At 61.5% G+C, this 18,776-nt stretch carries 20 protein-coding genes and 1 pseudogene; 20 read left to right on the plus strand and 1 reads right to left on the minus strand.

Going from position 1 to position 18,776, the window contains the following annotated elements; all coding sequences use genetic code 11:
- Positions 1–6 precede the first annotated feature (6 nt).
- The 20 genes and pseudogenes from HU748_RS08000 to HU748_RS26390 form a co-directional block, all read left to right on the plus strand.
- Positions 7–606, plus strand: a complete 600-nt coding sequence (locus tag HU748_RS08000; protein WP_186719988.1) for a hypothetical protein — start codon at positions 7–9, stop codon at positions 604–606.
- Positions 603–788, plus strand: coding sequence for a DUF2635 domain-containing protein (locus tag HU748_RS08005; RefSeq protein WP_152954965.1), 186 nt, complete (start codon positions 603–605; stop codon positions 786–788). Before HU748_RS08000 ends, HU748_RS08005 begins: the two co-directional genes overlap by 4 nt.
- Entirely contained in the window at positions 785–2,281 is a 1,497-nt protein-coding gene (locus HU748_RS08010) for a phage tail sheath subtilisin-like domain-containing protein (protein ID WP_186719996.1), read from the plus strand. The genes HU748_RS08005 and HU748_RS08010 overlap by 4 nt, the downstream gene beginning before the upstream one ends.
- A gap of 57 nt (positions 2,282–2,338) precedes the next feature.
- Positions 2,339–2,686, plus strand: a complete 348-nt coding sequence (locus tag HU748_RS08015) for a phage tail tube protein (protein ID WP_186719997.1) — start codon at positions 2,339–2,341, stop codon at positions 2,684–2,686.
- Positions 2,686–2,985, plus strand: a complete 300-nt coding sequence (locus HU748_RS08020) for a phage tail assembly protein (protein WP_186719998.1) — start codon at positions 2,686–2,688, stop codon at positions 2,983–2,985. The genes HU748_RS08015 and HU748_RS08020 overlap by 1 nt, the downstream gene beginning before the upstream one ends.
- A gap of 129 nt (positions 2,986–3,114) precedes the next feature.
- Positions 3,115–5,580: a phage tail tape measure protein gene (locus HU748_RS26375; protein ID WP_346655458.1), complete on the plus strand. Its 2,466-nt coding sequence runs from the start codon at positions 3,115–3,117 to the stop codon at positions 5,578–5,580.
- Entirely contained in the window at positions 5,577–6,965 is a 1,389-nt protein-coding gene (locus HU748_RS08030; RefSeq protein WP_186719999.1) for a DNA circularization N-terminal domain-containing protein, read from the plus strand. The genes HU748_RS26375 and HU748_RS08030 overlap by 4 nt, the downstream gene beginning before the upstream one ends.
- Before the next feature lie 4 nt (positions 6,966–6,969).
- Positions 6,970–8,082 carry a phage baseplate assembly protein gene (locus HU748_RS08035; protein ID WP_186720000.1) on the plus strand — a complete coding sequence of 371 codons (1,113 nt, stop codon included), beginning with the start codon at positions 6,970–6,972 and terminating at the stop codon, positions 8,080–8,082.
- Complete coding sequence (locus tag HU748_RS08040; RefSeq protein ID WP_186720001.1) at positions 8,079–8,570, plus strand: phage baseplate assembly protein V; 492 nt, start codon at positions 8,079–8,081, stop codon at positions 8,568–8,570. Before HU748_RS08035 ends, HU748_RS08040 begins: the two co-directional genes overlap by 4 nt.
- A 1-nt stretch (position 8,571) precedes the next feature.
- Positions 8,572–8,973, plus strand: a complete 402-nt coding sequence (locus HU748_RS08045) for a phage GP46 family protein (protein WP_186720003.1) — start codon at positions 8,572–8,574, stop codon at positions 8,971–8,973.
- A complete protein-coding gene (locus tag HU748_RS08050) occupies positions 8,963–10,003 on the plus strand; it encodes a baseplate J/gp47 family protein (protein ID WP_186720005.1) in 1,041 nt (346 codons plus the stop codon). Before HU748_RS08045 ends, HU748_RS08050 begins: the two co-directional genes overlap by 11 nt.
- The gene (locus HU748_RS08055) at positions 9,994–10,590 is read left to right on the plus strand and encodes a putative phage tail protein (RefSeq protein WP_346655459.1); all 597 of its coding nucleotides are present in this window, start codon (positions 9,994–9,996) and stop codon (positions 10,588–10,590) included. The genes HU748_RS08050 and HU748_RS08055 overlap by 10 nt, the downstream gene beginning before the upstream one ends.
- Positions 10,591–10,594: 4 nt before the next feature.
- Positions 10,595–12,325 carry a phage tail protein gene (locus HU748_RS08060; RefSeq protein ID WP_186720007.1) on the plus strand — a complete coding sequence of 577 codons (1,731 nt, stop codon included), beginning with the start codon at positions 10,595–10,597 and terminating at the stop codon, positions 12,323–12,325.
- Entirely contained in the window at positions 12,325–12,783 is a 459-nt protein-coding gene (locus tag HU748_RS26380) for a phage tail assembly chaperone (RefSeq protein ID WP_238343311.1), read from the plus strand. Before HU748_RS08060 ends, HU748_RS26380 begins: the two co-directional genes overlap by 1 nt.
- 46 nt (positions 12,784–12,829) lie before the next feature.
- Positions 12,830–13,381 carry a glycoside hydrolase family 19 protein gene (locus HU748_RS08070; protein ID WP_186720089.1) on the plus strand — a complete coding sequence of 184 codons (552 nt, stop codon included), beginning with the start codon at positions 12,830–12,832 and terminating at the stop codon, positions 13,379–13,381.
- Positions 13,378–13,938: a lysis system i-spanin subunit Rz gene (locus HU748_RS08075; RefSeq protein ID WP_186720009.1), complete on the plus strand. Its 561-nt coding sequence runs from the start codon at positions 13,378–13,380 to the stop codon at positions 13,936–13,938. The genes HU748_RS08070 and HU748_RS08075 overlap by 4 nt, the downstream gene beginning before the upstream one ends.
- A gap of 152 nt (positions 13,939–14,090) precedes the next feature.
- The gene (locus tag HU748_RS08080) at positions 14,091–14,885 is read left to right on the plus strand and encodes a DNA adenine methylase (RefSeq protein WP_186720010.1); all 795 of its coding nucleotides are present in this window, start codon (positions 14,091–14,093) and stop codon (positions 14,883–14,885) included.
- 123 nt (positions 14,886–15,008) lie between these two features.
- Positions 15,009–16,946, plus strand: a complete 1,938-nt coding sequence (locus HU748_RS08085) for an ATP-binding protein (protein WP_186720011.1) — start codon at positions 15,009–15,011, stop codon at positions 16,944–16,946.
- Between the two features lie 271 nt (positions 16,947–17,217).
- Entirely contained in the window at positions 17,218–17,487 is a 270-nt protein-coding gene (locus HU748_RS26385; protein WP_238343312.1) for a hypothetical protein, read from the plus strand.
- Positions 17,488–17,808: 321 nt separating this feature from the next.
- Positions 17,809–17,940, plus strand: a pseudogene (locus tag HU748_RS26390) (site-specific integrase); the annotation flags it as partial.
- A 49-nt stretch (positions 17,941–17,989) separates the two neighbouring features.
- Here the strand turns inward: HU748_RS26390 and HU748_RS08090 are convergent.
- Positions 17,990–18,679 carry an SOS response-associated peptidase family protein gene (locus tag HU748_RS08090; protein ID WP_186720014.1) on the minus strand — a complete coding sequence of 230 codons (690 nt, stop codon included), beginning with the start codon at positions 18,677–18,679 and terminating at the stop codon, positions 17,990–17,992.
- Positions 18,680–18,776 lie beyond the last annotated feature (97 nt).

Raw genomic sequence — 18,776 nt, forward strand, 5'->3', positions numbered from 1 at the left:
TCCCACATGAAAATCACGCCTGTGATCGAGCAGCTGCGCGCCTATGCGCCTGGCTTCGAAGAACGCGTGGCCGGCGGCTTGGATTGGGACCCGACCGCCGAAAGCGCGAAGTTGGAAGTGCCGGCGGCCTACGTGATCGCGGTGGGCGACTCGGCCGACGAGCCCGCCGCGCAGAACGTCATCACCCAGGACGTGCGCGACGCGATCGACGTGTGCGTGGTGCTGCCAACGGTGGATGAGCGCGGGCAGTCGGTGGTCGACGTGCTGCACGACGTGCGCGCCCAGCTGTGGCGCGCCCTGGTGGGCTTCGTGCCTGACGCCGAGTCGGGTCCGCTGCTGTACGACGGTGGCCAGCTGTTGCTGCTCGACCGCGAGCGGGTGGTTTACCGCTACCGCTTCTATGCCGACCTGCAGCTGGGTCGCTGGGAGCAGACCGGCCAGGGCAAGCCGCAGACCTGGCAGGAATGGCAGTTGGCCGGATTGCCGGCGCTGGACGGAATCGACACCCGTTTCGACTTCATCAACCCCCTGAAAGACTCCAACGTCACGGCCCCAGGCCCAGACGGGCGAGTCGAGTTCACCACCCGGGAGAACCTGACCCCATGAAGACCATCAACCTCAAGCCGGCACCCGGGCGCGAGTGCCCGATGCCGCACAACCCCCGCGAGCTGCTGCCCGCCGGTGGCGCCCCGGTGCCGCGTAATGCGTACTGGGAACGCCGCATCAGCGACGGTGATGCCGTCGAGCAGAAAGCTAGTAGCAAACCCAAGGGGAGCACGGCGGAATGAGCGTAAGTTTCAGCAACATCCCCAGCGACATTCGCGTACCGCTGTTCTATGCCGAAGTCGACAATTCCATGGCCAACAGCGGCGCATCGAGCTTGCGCCGGCTGCTCATTGGCCAGGTCAACGATGACGCCGACGGCGCCGAGATTGGCCGCCTGACCTTGGTGTCGCGGACCAGCGAGGCCAAGGACATTGGCGGCGCCGGTTCGATGCTGGCCAGCATGCACGCCCGTTGGCGCGCCATCGACGTCGCCGGCGAGGTGTGGTGCCTGCCGCTCAAGGTTGCCACCGGCGTGGCCGCAGCTGGCACCGTTACCGTAACGGGGTCGGTCGAGTCGGCCGGCCTGGTCAATCTGTACATCGCGGGTCAGCGCGTGCGCGCCCTGGCCGTGGCGGGTGCTTCGGCCGATGCGGTGGCCACCGCGCTGTCGGCGGCCATCAATGAGGCGATCGACCTGCCGGTGACCGCGACGGTGGCCGCCGGTGTGGTCAGCCTGAAAGCCAAGTTCAAGGGCGAGCTGGGCAACGATATTCAGCTGCAGCTCAATCGCCTGGGCCGCGTGAACAGCGAGGTTACCCCGGCGGGTTTGACCATCGTCACCACGGGCATGACCGGCGGTGTCGGCAGCCCTGACGCCGCTGCCGCGCTGGCTGCGCTGGGCGACGAAGAGTTCGAATTCATCGCCCAGCCGTGGACCGACGCCGACACCCTGGACGCCTGGAAAGAGACCATGGACGACAGCGCCGGTCGCTGGTCCTGGGCTAAGCAGCTGTACGGCCATGTCTACAGCGCCAAGCGCGGCACCCTCGGTGAGCTGGTCGCAGCTGGGCGCCTGCGCAATGACCCGCATGTCACCGTCCATGGCTTCGAACGGGGCGTGCCGCAGCCAGCGTGGGAGGTGACGGCCGCCTGGGCGGCGCGCACCGCCGTGTTCATCAGTGCAGACCCGGCGCGGCCGACGCAAACCGGCGTGCTGGTGGGCATCGATCCGGCCGCCGCGAGTGATCGTTTCACCCTGACCGAACGGCAGTCGCTGCTGACCAGTGGAGTGGCCACCGCCGCCTACAACGGTGGCAGCTACCGCATCGAGCGCGCCATTACCACGTATCAGCGCAACGCCTACGGGCAGGCCGATGATTCGTACCTGGACAGCGAGACGCTGCACCAGTCGGCGTATGTGATCCGTTACCTGCGCAGCATCATCACCAGCAAGTACGGCCGCCACAAGCTGGCCAACGACGGCACCCGCTTTGGCCCCGGCCAGGCGATCGTCACGCCGAAGGTGATTCGCGGTGAACTGATCGCGGCCTACGGCGCGCTTGAGCGTGACGGCATTGTCGAGAATGCCGAGATGTTCAATCAGTACCTGATCGTCGAGCGCGACGCCAACAACCCCAACCGGCTCAGCGTGCTGTTCCCGCCGGACCTGGTGAATCAGCTGCGCGTGTTCGCGCTGCTGTACCAGTTCCGCCTGCAGTACCCCGAAGCGACTTAATCCGCATCGTTCAACCCCGGCCCGCCTTGTGCGGGCTTTTTTATGGGAGATCCCTTTATGGGTCAGAAAGTCGCAGGCACCTGCTACATCAAGGTCGACGGCGATCAGTTGGTCATCACCGGCGGTGTGGAATGCCCGCTGTCGGACGTGAAGCGGGAGACCGTCACGCGGGGCTACTTCAAAGAAGAAGACCTGATCCCCTACGTCGTCGTTGACGCGGTGAAAACCGCCAACTTCCCCCGGGCCAAGCTGGCCGCCGGTATTGCCATGACCGTAACGGCCGAACTGGCCGATGGCTCCGTGTACGTGCTGAGCGGCGCGTATCTGGTCGATGAAGCCAAAGTGACCGGTGACGACGCCAAGGTCTCGCTCAAATTCGAAGGCATCCAAGGAGACTGGCAGTAATGAGCACCGTAACCCATACCCTCGCCGAACCGATCCAGGCCCATAACGAAGAGGTCAAAGAACTGACCCTGCGTCGCCCCACCGTGCAGGAATGCCGGGCCATCAAGGCGCTGCCCTACAACATCGGCGAGAGCGGTTATCCGATCCTCGACGTAGAAGTGGCGGCCAAGTACATCGCCGTGTGCGCAGCCATCCCTGCCAGTTCGGTGAACCAGTTGGCGTTGCCCGACTTGAACAACGTGGCCTGGCTCATCGTGGGTTTTTTCATGCCCCGCGATTCGGATCAGTCGGCAGCCTAACCGAGCTGGCCTATGACCTCGCTTGGTGGTGGAAAGCCACCCCGGGCGAGGTGCTGGGCTGGACCCTCGACACGCTGTTCGAGAGCGAGGAAAACGCGTGGCGCATCAACGCGCTGACTGGGGGTGGCAGTGGCGGATAAATTCCAGCTAAAGGCCCTGATCACCGGCGTCGACAAGCTGTCGCCGGTGCTCAGTGGCGTGCGCAAGAACGCGGCGATGCTGCGCAAGCAGTTGAACAGCTCGGGCCTGGGCAAGATCACCTTTGGCGAGGCCCTGCAGGGCGGTGCCATTGCGGCGCCGTTTGTCATGGGTGTGAAGGCGGCTATGGGCTTCGAGAGTGCCATGGCCGACGTGAAAAAGGTGGTCAACTTCGACACGCCGGCGCAGTTCAAGGCGATGAGCGACGACGTGCTGGGCCTGTCCGAACGGCTGCCGATGGCGGCTGAGGGCATCGCGCAGATTGTCGCGGCAGGCGGCCAATCGGGTATTGCTCGGGAAGAGCTGAACCGCTTTGCCGAGGACGCGGTGAAAATGGGCGTGGCCTTCGACCAGACGGCCGAAGAGTCCGGTTCGATGATGGCCAAGTGGCGCACGGCCTTCAAAATGAATCAGGCCGAGGTGGTGACCCTCGCTGATCAGATCAACTACCTGGGCAACACCGGCGCCGCGAGCACCGGGCAGATTTCCAACATTCTGACGGCCATCGGCCCGCTGGGTGAGGTGGCCGGTGTCAGCGCGGCCCAGCTGGCCGCCATGGGTTCGACCCTGGCCGGCGTGGGTATCGCCCAGGACGTGGCGGCCACCGGCATCAAGAACTTCATGCTGACCCTGACCGCCGGCACAGCGGCCACCAAGTCGCAAAAGGAGGCGTACAAGGCGCTGCGCCTGGACGCCAACGAGTTGGCCAAGGGCATGCAGAGCGACAGCGAAGGCACGATTAACCGCGTGCTGCAGACGCTGGCCAAGGTCGAGAAGAGCAAGCAGGCGGCGGTGCTGACCAACTTGTTCGGCAAGGAATCGGTGGGGGCGATTGCGCCGCTGCTGACGAGCCTGGCCACCCTGCAGAAAAACTTTAAGTCGATCGGCGATGAAACGCAGTACGCCGGTTCGATGAACAGCGAGTATGCCGCCCGGGCAGCCACCACACAGAACGCCATGCAGCTGTTGCAGAACCGCGTGACCCGCCTGGGTATCACGGTCGGCAGTATGTTGTTGCCGCCGCTGAACGACTTCATGGCTACCGTGGGGCCGATTATCAGCAGTGTCGGCGCCCTGGCAGCAGCGCACCCCTGGTTGATCAAGGGCGTGCTGGGGGCGGCGGTGGGCTTCACCGTGCTGCGCCTGGCCACGGCCGGCGCCACGGCTGCCCTGGCGATGATGAACGGGGTGGCCAGCATGAGCCCGATCGGGATCATCGTGCGCGGCATCGCCATCGCCGCCGGCGTGCTGATCGCCAACTGGTCGACCGTGGCGCCGTATTTCCAGGCGGTGTGGGACAAGATCAAGGGGCCAGCGATGGCCCTGTGGGGCTGGATGAAAACGGCCTTCGCCTGGTCGCCGATTGGCTTGATCGTGACCAACTGGGAGCCGCTGAGCCGCTATTTCGTGGCGTTGTGGGATGAGATCAAAGGCCCGGCGATGGCCGTGTGGGGGTGGATGAAAACCGCCTTTGCCTGGACGCCGCTCGGCCAGATCGTCGCCAATTGGCAGCCGCTGAGCCGGTTCTTTGCCAGCCTGTGGGGCCTGATCAAGGCGCTGTCGGTGCCGTTCATGGGCTTCATGCGGACCCTGTTCGACTATTCCCCGCTCGGTTTGATCATCAACCATTGGGGGCCGATCAGCGGGTTTTTCCAAGGCGTGTGGGAGGCGATCAAGGCGCTGTCGGTGCCGTTCCTCGACTTCCTCAAGACCCTGTTTGATTGGTCGCCGCTGGGCTTGCTGGTCAAGCATTGGGAGCCGATCACGGCCTATTTCAAAGGGCTGTGGGAGAAGCTGCGGCCGATTGTTGAACCCATGATGAAATTCCTGGGGTTCAGTTCCGAAGGCGGGGTGATCGAGGCCGCGACCAACAAGGTCAACGCCTGGACGGCGCAGCAGCAGGCGCGCAACGTAGCGGCCCAGCCGGTGCCGGGCGCCCTGGTGCGGCCGATGGCTGAGCCGGTGCAGCTGATGCCCGAGGCCACCAGCGCAGCCAGTCTGTTGCGTGTGCCTGGGCAAGCGCCGGCGCGGCCGCCGCTGCGCCTGGTGTCATCGGCGCCGGCGCTCACGGCCTCGCAGCTGGGCGAACAAGCCAAGGAAAGCTATGCCAAGGGGCTGACCCAGGCTGAGGCCTTGAAACAGGCTGAAACGGCCGTTGTGCAGCGCCCTGGCCTGACGTCCGTGGCTGCCCCGGCGCCGGGTGGTTTGCCGGCGTCGCGGGGTTCGCTGGTGCAGCAGTCGGCAGCGGCCAACAAGACCCAGCTGGAAGGGTCGATGGTGGTCCGCTTCGACAATGCCCCGCAGGGCATGCGCGTCGAACAGGGCGAATCCAATCAGCCCGGCCTGCAGGTCACCCCGCAGGTCGGCTATCGCTCATTGGGTAGGGGGGCAGGATGACCACGTGGCGGGATGAGCTACACCCGGCCTCCTTTCGAGGGGTGCCGTTTCACGTCGACAGCGACAGCATGCCAGTCGGTCGGCGCACCCAGGTGCATGAATACCCCCAGCGGGACAAACCGCTGGTGGAGGACCTGGGCCGTGTAACCCGTGAAATCAAGATGGCGGCCTTCGTGATCGGCGAAGACTTCCTGATCAAGCGTGATGACCTGCTGAATGCGCTGGACAAGCCCGGCGCCGGGGAGCTGATTCACCCCTGGTATGGCCGACTGATGGTCACGGCGACCGGTTGTTCGGTAGGCCATGAGCGCCGCGAAGGAGGCATGGCGCGCTTCGACCTGGTGTTCGTCGAAGACGGCGAAAAGGGTTTTCCCGCCGGCGTGCCGAACACGGCGCGGCAACTGGAAGAGTCGTCGGAAACCCTGCTGCAGTCGGCGATCCGGCGTTACAAGGAAGCCATGGCGGTGGTGAACCGGGCGCGCCTGGCGGTGGTGATGCTGCAGAACGGTATCGCCGGGGTGCAGATGGCCATTGCCCAGGAGCTGCGCCAGTTGACGGGTTTGGTCAGTTCGGTAGAAGCGCTGGCCGACATGCTCATCAATGCCCCGGGCAACTTTTCGGCGATGATCCGGGGGCAGTTTTCCAGCGTCGGCGGTAGCCGTTCGACCGGTTATCGCTGGGGGCCGTCGAGCAGCGCGGCATCGTCCAGCGCTGCCAGCATTGAAGCCGACCCGGAGTTCGCCAGCACCGTGGCCGGCCTGCCCGAGGCCGACCCGGAGTTTGCCAGCTTCGCCGCATCGAGCCGGGCCATTACCTCGCAGGTCGAGCAATCCCGCGCACTGGCGGCGCAGGTGGTAGCCGCGGCTGCAGCGGTCGAGGCCGGCAGCAGTGCCGCCGGCGGGGCTGCCACGGCGGCGGTGATCGAGGCCGCCCGCGAGCTGGTGCGCGATGCGCTGATTGTCCTGGCCGTGCGTACGGCCGCCGCCATGCCGGTGGTGCAGGCGCCGGCGCCACTGTCGGGGTATCCGTCCCTGCAGCAGCAAGTGGCTGCGCCGATCGCCCGGCCTGACGTGCCGGTCACCGCTGACGTGGTGGCCGTGCGCGACGCGATCGAGGCCGCGCTAGTGGCCGCCGAACAGACCGCCCCGCATGAGCATTTCGAGGTGCTGGAGGTGGTGCGCAAGCAAGTGCGCGTCCACCTGACCGAGGTGGCCCGCGCCGGTGTTCGCCTGGCTGAGGTGACCACGCTGGAGAGCCTGCCGGCGGTGGTGCTGGCCTATCAGCGCTACGGCGACGCGACCCGCGCCGCTGAAATCGTTACGCGTAACAAGGTCGCACACCCGGGGTTCTTGCCTGCCGGGGTGCTGTCCGTCGCTCAAGAGTAAGCCTATGGATGACATGAATGCTGTCACGCTGAGCGTGAACGGCCTGGACTATCGCGGCTGGAAGAAAGTCAGCATCAGCGCGGGGATCGAGCGGCAGAGCCGTGATTTCCGCCTGGGGGTGACGTGGCGCTGGCCCGGCCAGGCGGTGGAAATCCCAGTGCGGCAGGGTGACTACTGCGAAGTACGCATCGGCGACGACCTGGTGCTGACCGGGTGGGTGTTCGCCACGCCGATCAGCTACGACAGCCGCAGCGTGGAACGGTCGGTGTCCGGTCGCTCGCTGACCGCCGACCTGGTGGACAGCTCGGCAGTCAACAAACCCGGGCAGTGGCGCGGGCAGAGCGTGCAGAAGATCGTCCAGGCGCTGGCCGAACCCTACGGGGTTAAGGTGCTGAGCGAGGTGGCCGAAACCACCAAGCTGGCCGACCACCAGATCGAGCCGGGCGAAACGGTGTTCGAGTCGATCGACCGGCTGTTGACGCTTTCGCGTCTGCTGTCGACCGACGACGCCCGGGGCCGGGTGGTGATCATCAAGCCCGGCAGCGCCGGCCGTGCGGTCGATCGCCTGGAACTGGGGCAGAACATCCTGACCGGCCGCGCCGAGCTGGATTTTTCGGGGGTGTTCTCGGAGTACCGCGTCACTGGCCAGCGCTCGGGGTCAGACAGTGCCTACGGCGAGCAGGCCAGCGAGGTCAAGGCGGAACTGGCCGACCCTCGGGCGACGCGGCACCGCGTGCTGCTGATCCACGAGAGCGGCCAGATGACCCCGGAGCTGGCCCAGGCCAGGGCCAACTGGGAACGCGGCAGCCGCATGGGTAAGGCGCTGACCCTGAACTATCAGGTGCAGGGTTGGCGGCAATCCAATGGCGCGCTCTGGCTGCCGAACATGGTGGTGCGGGTGGTCGACCCGCTGATGGGCATCGACCGCGACATGCTGATCAGCGAAATCGAGTACGTCATGGATGACGCCGGCACGGTGGCCAACATCGTGGTAGGCCCGCCGGATGGCTTCGACCCTGAACCGAAAGACCCGCACAAGTCGCGCAAGCTCAAGAAGGGCGGCAAGGCCGACAACTTCGAATACCTGATCCCTGCAGACTGGAAGCCTAGTACATGAAACCCATCAGAAATTTCCTCGCCCGGGGTGTCGTCGCCCTGGTCGATGCTGGCCGCATGCTGCAGAGCTTGCAAATGCGCCTGACCGCCGACGAAGTGAAAGACGGCATGGAGCACTTCGAACCCTATGGGTTCACATCCAACCCGCACCCGGGCGCCGAGGGTCTGGCGGCCTTCATCAATGGCGACCGCTCGCATGGGGTGGTGATCTGCGTGTCAGACCGCCGCTTTCGCCTGCAGGGCCTGCAGAGCGGTGAAGTGGCCCTGCACACCGACGAAGGCGACGTGCTGCATTTCAAGCGCGGCCGGGTGATCGAGGTGCAGACCGCGACGTTTCGGGTCAAGGCTGAAACGGCGGTGGAGTTCGACACACCGCTGATCAGTACCACCGGCCGCATCGTCTCGGACGGCGACCAGATCGCCGCCGGCGTCAGCACTTCGCTGCACGTTCACGAAGGCTCGGACAAAAAGCCGGTTAAAGGGGCCTGACATGCAGCTATTCAGCGATGACGGCTCGGAACAGGCCTGGCAGCGCGCCGTGGTGATCAGCCTGCTGACCTGGCGGCGCGCCGAGGATGGCGACCAACTGGATGACGACCAGCGCTATGGCTGGTGGGGCGACACCTTCCCCACGGTCGAGCGCGACCGCATCGGCTCACGCCTCTGGCAGCTGCGCCGGCGCACGCTGACCGACGACACGGTGCGCGACGCCGAAGCGTTCGCCCGCGAGTCGCTGGCCTGGCTGGACGATGACGACCGGGTGGCGACCGTTACCGTAACGGCGTCGCGGGAGGTCACCCGGCTGAACCTGCAGGTGGTGCTGTCGATGCCCGACGGCTCAGTGATCGATGTTCAACTAGACAAGCTGTGGCAGGTGATCAATGCCGTTTGAAACCCCTACGTTGCCCGCGCTGATCGCCCGGGCACAGTCCGACCTGTCCGGTGGTAGCGCGCTGCTGCGCTCCGACGCCGAAGTGCTGGCCCGCGTCCTGGGCGCTGCCAGTTATGGGCGTTACGGCCATCAGCAGTACATCGCCGACCAGATCCTGCCGGACACCGCCGACGAAGAAACGCTGTTGCGCATGGCCCGAGCACGGCTCAAGCGTGACCGCCTGGAGGCGGTGGCCGCTACCGGGTCGGCGGCATTCACCGGCGCGGTGACCGCGCTGCTGGACGCCGGCACGCTGCTGCAGCGCGATGATCAGATGCTGTTCCGGGTCCGCACCACGGTCAAACTGACCGCCACCACGGGGGTGGCCGAGATCGAGGCGCTGGACGCCGGCGAGCTGGGCAACACGCCCGCCGGTACCCAGCTGCGCCTGGTCTCGCCGGTGCTGGGCGTCAATGAGGTGTTCACGGTCGGCGCGGCCGGCCTCGCCGGTGGTACTGAGCAGGAGAGCATCGAAACCCTGCGCGCCCGGGTGATTCGTTCCTACCGGGTCATTGCCCACGGCGGCAGCAAGAGCGATTACGAAACCTGGGCGTTGGAGGTGGCCGGCGTGACCCGGGCCTGGGTCGTGCGGCAGTGGCTTGGCCCGGGCACGGTTGCGGTGTTCTTCGTGCGTGACGGCGATGACGACATCATTCCGAACGCCGAGGCGCTGGCCACCGTGGCCGCCTACATCGAGCAGGAACGCCCGGTAACGGCCGAGGTTTACGTGCTGGCCCCGGTGGAAAAGCCGGTTCAGTACCAGCTGTCAGTGACCCCGGACAGCAGCACCGTGCGCCGTGCTGTGGAAGCCGCCCTGATCGACCTGCACAACCGGGAATCGGAGCTGGGCGGCGACCTGCTGGCTACCCATATCGCCGAGGCCATCAGCGGCGCCGTGGGCGAGCGCGACCACCAGGTGCTTGCGCCGGCGGGCGACGTGGTGGCGGCCACTAACGAGCTGCTGACCTACGGGGGTGTGCTGTGGTCGTGAGAACGGTGGACGACTACCTGGCCCAGCTGCGCGCGCTGCTGCCCCCGGGGCCGGCCTGGGATCGCGAGTTCAACCCAGGCGTTGACCAGCTGCTGCAGGCGGCGGCCGAGGAACTGGCCCGCGAGGATCTGCGCGCCATGGCGCTGCTGGCCGAAAGTGAGCCGGCTACCGTGCGCGAACTGGTACCGGACTGGGAAAGGGTCATGAACCTGCCCGACCCCTGCATGGGGGAATCGCCGTCGTTCCAGGATCGGCAAGTAGCCGTGCGCCGGCGGCTGCTGGAAGTCGGCGGCCAGACGCCGGCGTACTTCGTGGAGCTGGCATTCAGCCTGGGTTACCGGCAAGCCCGGGTCATTGAGCACCGGGCGCCGCGCTTCGGTCGGGCTCGCTTCGGTTCGGCCCGCTTCGGCACCTGGGCCGCGCAGTTCATGTGGACCCTGGAAACCGGCCCACGTCTGGCCGCCGGTCGGCGCTTCGGCTTCAGCCACTGGGGGCAAACCTTCGGCGGCGCCTCGAATGGCGCCCTTGAATGCCTGGTCAGCCGATCGGCGCCGGCGCACACACTCGAAACCATTAACTACGGATAAGCACATGGATTACCCGAAAAGTACGCCCAATGTGGGCTTGGTCGGCGGCAAGTTCGTCGACGAAAACGCCGGTACCGGGCAACCCGGTTCGTTGATCCCGGCCAGCTGGGGCAACGCGGTCACCGATGAATTGTTGGCGGTGATCAAGGCGGCCGGCCTGGTGCCCAGCGAAGGCGACCTGACCCAGCTGCAGAAAGCCATTCAAAGCCTGGCGGCCAGCGACGTTAAACGCACCGTGCGAGTCGCCACCACCGGCGCCATTGCGCTGTCGGGCGGGCAGACCATCGACGGCATCATGGTTGGCACGGGCGATCGGGTGCTGGTGAAGGATCAGGCGGCCGCCTCGCAGAACGGCATCTACAGCGTTGTGACCGGCGCCTGGGTGCGCGCCCTGGACTTGAACGAGAGTGCCGAGTGCACCCCGGGCCACCTGGTACTGGTCGAGAACGGCACGGCCAACGCGGGGTCCATCTGGCAGCTGTCGAACACCACGTTGCCGACGCTCGGCACCACGGCCCTGGTTTACACCCGCATGTTTGGCAAAACCGGCGTGGCGGCTGGCACCTATCGCTCGGTGAGCGTTGACGTGCAGGGCCGTGTGACTGCCGGCAGCAACCCGACCACGGTGGATGGCTACGGGATCACCGACGCGGTCAAAACATCCAGCGGCGTGAGCAGCGTGCCCGGGATTCGATCGGGGGCGATGCGCGATCTGGCGGTGACGCAGTTTGTCACTGCTGGGGATGCCACCACCGATAAGCCTGCAGGATTCAGCTACGGCTCTGGGTTTCACATCCCTTATCCCGAAGGCAAGATGGGGTTTGACTTCCTGTCGGCCGTCGACAAAGAGGGATTCTTTGTCCGCAAGAACGCCGTAGATGGGACCGGCACCTGGCGTGAGCTGTGGCACACGGGCAACTTTGACCCGACCCAATACGCCACCAAAACGCAGATGGATACTGCGCTGGAGGGCAAGGCGAACAACGCCACGTCCCTTGCTGGCTATGGCATCACCGACGCTTACACGAAGTCGCAGATCAACAGTTCGCTGAACTCCAAGGCGAACGCTGCGACGACGCTGGCCGGGTACGGCATCACCGATGCCTACACCAAAGCGCAGATCGATAGTTCGCTGGCATCCAAAGCCAACTCGGCAACGACCATCGCGGGCTACGGCATCACAGACGCTTACACCAAGGCGCAGTTGGATAGCTCGCTGAACTCCAAGGCGGCAAAGGCCACCACGCTGGATGGCTACGGCATCACCGATGCGGTTAGCAAATCGGGAGGCACCATTTCGGGTGCAATCAAGATCGCCGTCGAAGGGCAGGATGTTAGCTCGGCCGCGTTGAACCTCAACAATCCGCTCGCGGGCGGCGCAGCCATTCTCAGATTGTCCACGCCCAGCAGCGCTGTGGCTCTGCTGCATAGTCAGAACACCAACATTCTGGCTGTCCGAAACGCAGCGAACAACTCGGCAGACCTGGAGGTTGGGTCAGTCCTTTCCAACGGCGCGGTTTGTCATACCGCCGCAAGTTTCCTGAAGCCTGTAGCGGGTCAGTTTGTGGTGCTGCAGGGCGCCGGGCAACTGCCGGCCGGTGGTACCTGGGCGTACTTCACCACCGGTTACAACGGCTCAGGCGGGGCCGTGGGCGGTACCTCGGGCGTGTCCGCCGGGGGAGCGGTCGTCGGTTACAACAGCAACTCAGTGGGCTTTGCCTGGAGGATTCAGTAATGGAAGCAGTAGAGGTTCAAGAACTTGGCGAGGCGGCGCCGGCGCGCCGGCTGATCAGCGATATCCAGCAACGGGTAGATGGCAGCTACGTCGTGACGTGCGACGGCTTGCCATTCCATGCCACGGAAAGCGATACGCCCGAGGTCTACCAACAGGTAATTGAGGCGATCTCGGCGGGGGCAGAAGTAGAGGCCCTACAGGAGGTCCCTGTCTCGCTGGCAGAGCTGGAGGCGCGTGAGCGTGAGTGGCGCGACGCGGCCGTCACTGCAGTGCTCTGGCTGCGCGAGCGGCACCGCGACGAACAAGACCTGCAGCGCAGCACCACGTTGACCCAGGAGCAGTTCACCGAGCTGCTGAACTACCTGCAGGCGCTGCGCGACTGGCCCCAGTCCGAGGCCTTCCCCGCGATCGAGCAGCGGCCTGTCGCGCTGCCCTGGATCGCTGAACAAACCCAATAAAGCCCCGCACCGTCGGGGCTTTTTCATGAGTGAAGGAAATTTGACGATGCCGATTACTGAAAAACAGTTGCAACAGATCCTCCCCGACGCCGGCCGTAAAGCCGGCGTTTTTGTTCCCGGTCTCAATGCCACCATGGGCAAGTACAGCGTCATCACGCGCCTACGCATGGCGGCCTTCCTTGCCCAGGTGGGGCATGAGTCGTGCCAGCTGCAGTACGTGCGCGAGCTTGGCAATGACAAGTACCTTTCGAAGTACGACACCGGCAGCCTCGCGAAGCGCCTAGGTAACACGCCTGAGGCTGATGGCGACGGCCAGTTCTACCGTGGTCGCGGACTGATTCAGGTCACGGGCCGATACAACTACGAGGCTTGTAGTGAGGCCTTGTTCGGTGACAGCCGCCTGCTCAACACCCCTGAGTTGCTCGAGCAGCCGGTATACGCCGCGATGTCGGCCGGCTGGTTCTGGCAGAAGGAGGGCCTGAACAGCCTGGCGGACAAGGGTGACATGCTGGCCATCACTAAGCGGATCAACGGCGGTACCAACGGCTTGAATGATCGCATGGCCATCTATAAACGAGCCCTAGAGGTGCTGCAGTGAGCGCCTGGAGTGGTCGTCTGATCGCTCTCTTAGTTCTGGTGCTCGTGTGTGCCCTCGGTGCCCGGGCAGCCTGGGTGTGGCAGGCCAACGTCTATGGGAAGCAGCTCGCCGAACAGGCCGACGACTACGGCAGACAGCTGGCTGAGAAGGACCGCCTGCACGGCCGTGAGCGTGAGGAGGCTGCTGCAGCTGCGCTCGACCAGCTGGCTGAGCAGCAGCATGCACGTCGCGCCCTGGAGGCTCGTCTGCAGGATCAGACCAAAACGCACTGGAAGGAACTAAACGATGCTCAACAAGCTCAGGCTCGTCTGCGTGACCGGCTTGCTACCGCTGATCTGCGGCTGTCAGTCCTGGTCGACGCCGGAACCTTCGCCGCCCAGGGTTGTGACGGTAGGGTGCGAGAATCCACCAGCACCGCAGGCGTGGTACATGGAGCCGTACGCGCCCAACTTGACCCAGCGCATGCTCAACGAATTGTCGCCATCACTGACGAAGGCGACCGGGGACTGATCGCGCTGCAGGCCTGCCAGGCCTACGTGCGCGAAGTCACTCAGTAGTAAAGAGGCGAGCCGGGCGGATGCGTCAACATCCAGCCCGGCCCACCGAACCCGCAGACCCTTCCTGCAAGTCCAGCCGTGGCCTCTGCCTTGTGCACAAAGCGCGGCGAGCCTAACACCTGTTTATCCATACAGTAAAGACTTGCACACCTATGACCTCTCCAATCATCCCCTGGATGGGTGGCAAACGCCGCCTGGCCGACCGCTTGATCCCCCTATTTCCCCCTCATGAATGCTATGTCGAAGTCTTCGCCGGCGGTGCCGCGTTGTTCTTCATGCGTCCCCAGCCCGCCCAAGTGGAGGTGCTAAACGATCTCAATGGTGACCTGGTCACCCTCTACCGTGTTGTGCAGAACCACCTGGAGGAGTTCGTGCGCCAGTTCAAATGGGCGCTCAGTTCCCGCCAGATCTTCGAGTGGCAGAAAATGACACGCCCCGAGACCCTAACCGACATCCAGCGTGCTGCCCGGTTCTTCTACCTGCAGCAGCATGCCTTCGGTGGAAAGGTCACCGGGCAGACGTTCGGTACAGCCACCACCGGGCCGGCCATCAACCTGCTGCGCATTGAGGAAAACCTGTCCGCCGCGTGGCAGCGTCTCGCCGGTACCTACGTCGAGAATTTATCCTGGCGCGCCTGCGCGGAGCGCTACGATCGAGCCCATACCTTCTTCTACATGGACCCGCCTTACTGGCAAACCGCTGGATACGGCATGGACTTTCCGTTCGAGGAGTACGAGCGCATGGCTGACTTCATGCGCCGTTGCAAGGGTAGGGTAATGGTCAGCATCAACGACCACCCTGACATCCGGCGCGTCTTCGACGGTTTCCAATTTGAATGCCTGGATATCCGCTATAGCAATGCTAACCAGCGACATGGTAAGACCGAGATGACCGGTGAACTTGTAATCACAAATTGGGAGCTATCATCATTGGGGACGCTTCTTTAGATTTTTAAAGTACTAATTTCGGGTGTTGACTTCCAGTAAGGTTGGGCTAGTTTTGAATGCGTTGCTAGATAGATTGGCGTGCTAGACATTTTAAATAGACTGAGATCGAAAGTAGGAGGGGGTATGTTGAAGTTTGTTAGGCGAGCAGAGTTTCAAGGGTTTGATCTTGTTGAAAATTTTGAGTTAGATGAGGCTATTGCAGTATTAACAGGTAAAAACGGAAGCGGCAAGAGCAGATTGTTCGGTGCAATCAAAAATGGAAGCATTCAAGTCTTTTGTAATGGGGAGGAAATATTTCCGCATAAAGTGCAGTTGATTGAAGGCCAGAGCCTGGCTGCGCCTGTAGAGCAGCAGTTCAGTATCGAAGCCTTTGCCAAGCAGGCAAAAGAAGCAGGTCAGCACTTTATGCTTGATAAAGATACTTATGTGAAACCCTGGGATGAAATGTTGCGTCAGGTGGCAGGAGTCAATTTGCACGAGTATCAAGTGCCTCCTCGTCAAGATATGCATATAATTGTCAGGCGTATAGCGGATAAATTAGGGGTGGAGGTTCAGGATTTAACTGCGCAGCAAGTGGAAATGAATTTTGACAATCCTTCGAGTGCTCTTGTGGTAGTGCCGAATGTTTCGAAGCTTTTTAATGTCTATCTTTGGAGGTTGAAAAATAATAGATTCGATCGGCTCAGGGTTCTTGATGGCGAAGAGTTAGGTTGGGAGCCGGTGCCTAAGGAGAAGGAAGTAAGCTATTTTGGTCCGCCGCCTTGGATTGCATTGAACAAATTGTTGCGAGATGTTTTTTATGGAAAGTTTGAGTTTTCCATTCCGGCGAGTAATGAGCCCAATTATATTACTGAGCTTTGGGATAGGCGCAGTAATAAGAAGATCTCGTTTGCTGAGCTCTCTTCGGGTGAAAAAACGTTATTTTATATAACGTTGATTCTATTCAATATCCACTATCGAGAAGGAGTGGGACTTGATGCGCCCGGCCTGATGCTGTTCGATGAGCCAGATGCCTTTCTACATCCGTCGATGATAATCCAGTTTTTTGATTTCCTGGATGTAGTTTCAAAAAAGTTTAATTCAAAGGTTGTACTCATAACGCATTCTCCCAGTACAGTAGCTTTAGCTCCATCATCCGGCGTTATCGTTCTTCGTGACGGAAGAGTGTCGAGGGTGTCGAAGGACGAAGGTATTGCGGAGTTGCTTGAGGGCGTGACTCAGATTTCCATTAGTCCGCATAATAGGCGCCAGGTCTATGTTGAAAGTTATTATGATGCTGAATGCTATGCGGCGCTATATTCAGGGGTGCAGCGATACCTTTCTGACTCAAAAGTAAGTCTGACGTTCTCCGCTGCTGCCAAAAAACTGCCAAAGAATCAGGTCAATGATGTCTTTCGTGCCACCTTTAGGGAGGTGCCACTGGACGATGAGCTCGTAGAGCAGTTCATATCCCATTTGAATGGAGTTGGCTGCTGTAGTATGGTGGAAGGTCAGGTCGGCGATTTAAAGAAACAAGGCGCAACTACAATTCGGGGGCTTATTGATAGGGATAAGGTAGAGTTTCGTAAAAGGTCTAGAGGACTAATAACTGTTCTCGGTGATGGCTTGTGCTATGCAATTGAAAACTTAATTTTCAATCCGTTGAATGTTATCTATGCACTAAATATCTTGGATCCGCAAAGTTATGCATTGGATAAGTTTTGTAATAGTCCAGTGCCAGTAGAGGCTTCGCAATGGCTATCTGCTAAAGAGCTCAGGCAGGCCAGCGTGGATTGGTTTGTAGAAGATTTGCTTGGTGCAAAAGGGCAAGCTTATGAGTTACTTGAGTTCGCTGGCGGTGCTAGCATACTTTTGCCTAGAGAATATTTGGATTTTAATGGTCATGATTTGGCGGCTGAGATAGTCAAGAAGTATCCTATCTTCGAAAAAAAATACGGGCAGAATAATTCGCGGGTGATGATGAGGCTTGCTAGGCTAATGGTCGAGCAAGGGTGCGAGTTTGTTCCGACAGCGTTTTTAACTGCTTTTTCGAGGTTGCGTCTTGAAGTCCGAGATCTTTGATATCGGACGTTTGCGAGTCTTCAACGTGGTGTCGCGAATCTGCTCAGATCGAATAAATTGGGCGGCCTAGATGATGCATCCTCTCGTTGCTGCGTCAGCGGTCTAAGACATGAGCATGAACGGAAAGCTGTACAAGCATTAGGCTTTGTCTAAGAATTTGGCCCGTCGATCAGGAAACGACGTATTTTGCCCCATCTACCATTGGGCAGCCGGCGCAGTAGGTCTAAGGTGGTATGACTCTTGGAAGGAATCGCAGGCCGAAGGAGGCCATATGAGAGCTCGAGGCGAGATCTTTTGGGATTGGGCTGACCCGACCTTGCATCACCGTGATCACGTAGAAGTGCTGGACGACGGGACATCCATCGACGTTCAAGTACGTCTGTCACGAACTGGCAGTACGCAGCTGTTCATTGGCGTGTATTCGCCACGAGGCAAGGTCGTTTACGAAGAGTCATTTGACAATCGGCCAGGGGAGACGATGACTACTGCGCTGGCTTGGGGCGTGGATCGAGCTCGCCAGGCAGTGATGGAAGCTGCATAGAGGTATCTGTAGAAGCCCAGCCGAGAGCTGGGCTTTTTATGGCCGTCAACGCGAGGGTGGTTGGTACAAAATTGGTACGGATTGTGGAGTGTTGCGTTAAAACGACCGTGGATCAAGGCCTCTGAGCAGTACCACCCCAATCCATCATGGGTGCAACGCTGAACCGGCGGGAGGGTTCAGGGCGCGTGGTTTGTGGGTTTGAGGCTATTTCTAGAGACATTCTGTTCTACACGGTTTGTGCCATTTCCCGGAGTTTTCAGGTGTTTTGGTGTGACAGTGGCGCGATTTACCACCGCCAATCACCCTTGTACCACCGGAAAAATGGCAACGATCAAAGCAAGGAAAAAGGCCGATGGAACGGTCAGCTATACCGTCCAGATCGGCCTCAAGAAAAAAGGTGTCCTAGTCTATCAAGAGTGTCAGGCGTTCGTCCGAACGCAAGCAACTCAAGCCTAGTATCAAGACAGGCGCAAGAGCTATCCGAGGACTGGCTGAGGTTCTTTCAATCCGCAGGTAATATCAATTCAGGACCCTGGTTACGGACACTACCTACATCCTTACGGACTGCATGCCACTTGAAATCGCCTGCGGCTCGGCAACCGGTCCGCACTATCTCTTCTGCGCGCTTCATCGATGTATCTGGCGAGATCCACTCACGAGCAACCTCGGGCGAGAGCACAAGAGGTTTGCGGTCGTGTATATCGACGAGACCTTGGTCAGCTGCAGCGGTGATGATCACGAAGCCGTCCCGTTCGTCTGGTTCAAGTGTTGGGTGAGCTTCGGCCAGCGCCGCGAAGAACAGCGGGGCCTCGTCCGCTGCCTGGATGTAGTAGGGTTGCTTGCGCTTTGGGTCCGCAGGATCGGCTATCCACTCGTACCAGCCATTCGCCGGTGCCAAGGCTCGGCCATTCGGCCAAAGCGATTTGAAGAACTTCCCCGTCACCACCGTTTCTGCCCGCGCATTGATCGGGTCAGGACGCTTCCCCTTCGCCCAAAACGGCGCCCATCCCCATTTCACTCGATCCACCCTCACCCCTTCCGGCGCAGGTCGAATCACCTCCACTCGGGTGGAGGGGGCGACGTTGTATCGATTGATCTGCTCGTGGTCATAACCATTGATCACGACCAGGTCGAGGCTCAACTGTCGGAGGTAGTTGTCCATGGATTCGTAGATCGAGTAACGCCCGCACATACCTCACCTCGCTCGTTCGTCGGCTTCCGCACGCCTCGCGTTGACGGGGGAAAGATCTGACAGTTAACTGTACATATATACAGTTATCTATCTGGAA

Source organism: Pseudomonas sp. RW3S2 (assembly GCF_014268955.1).
Taxonomy (GTDB): Bacteria; Pseudomonadota; Gammaproteobacteria; order Pseudomonadales; family Pseudomonadaceae; genus Aquipseudomonas; species Aquipseudomonas wayambapalatensis.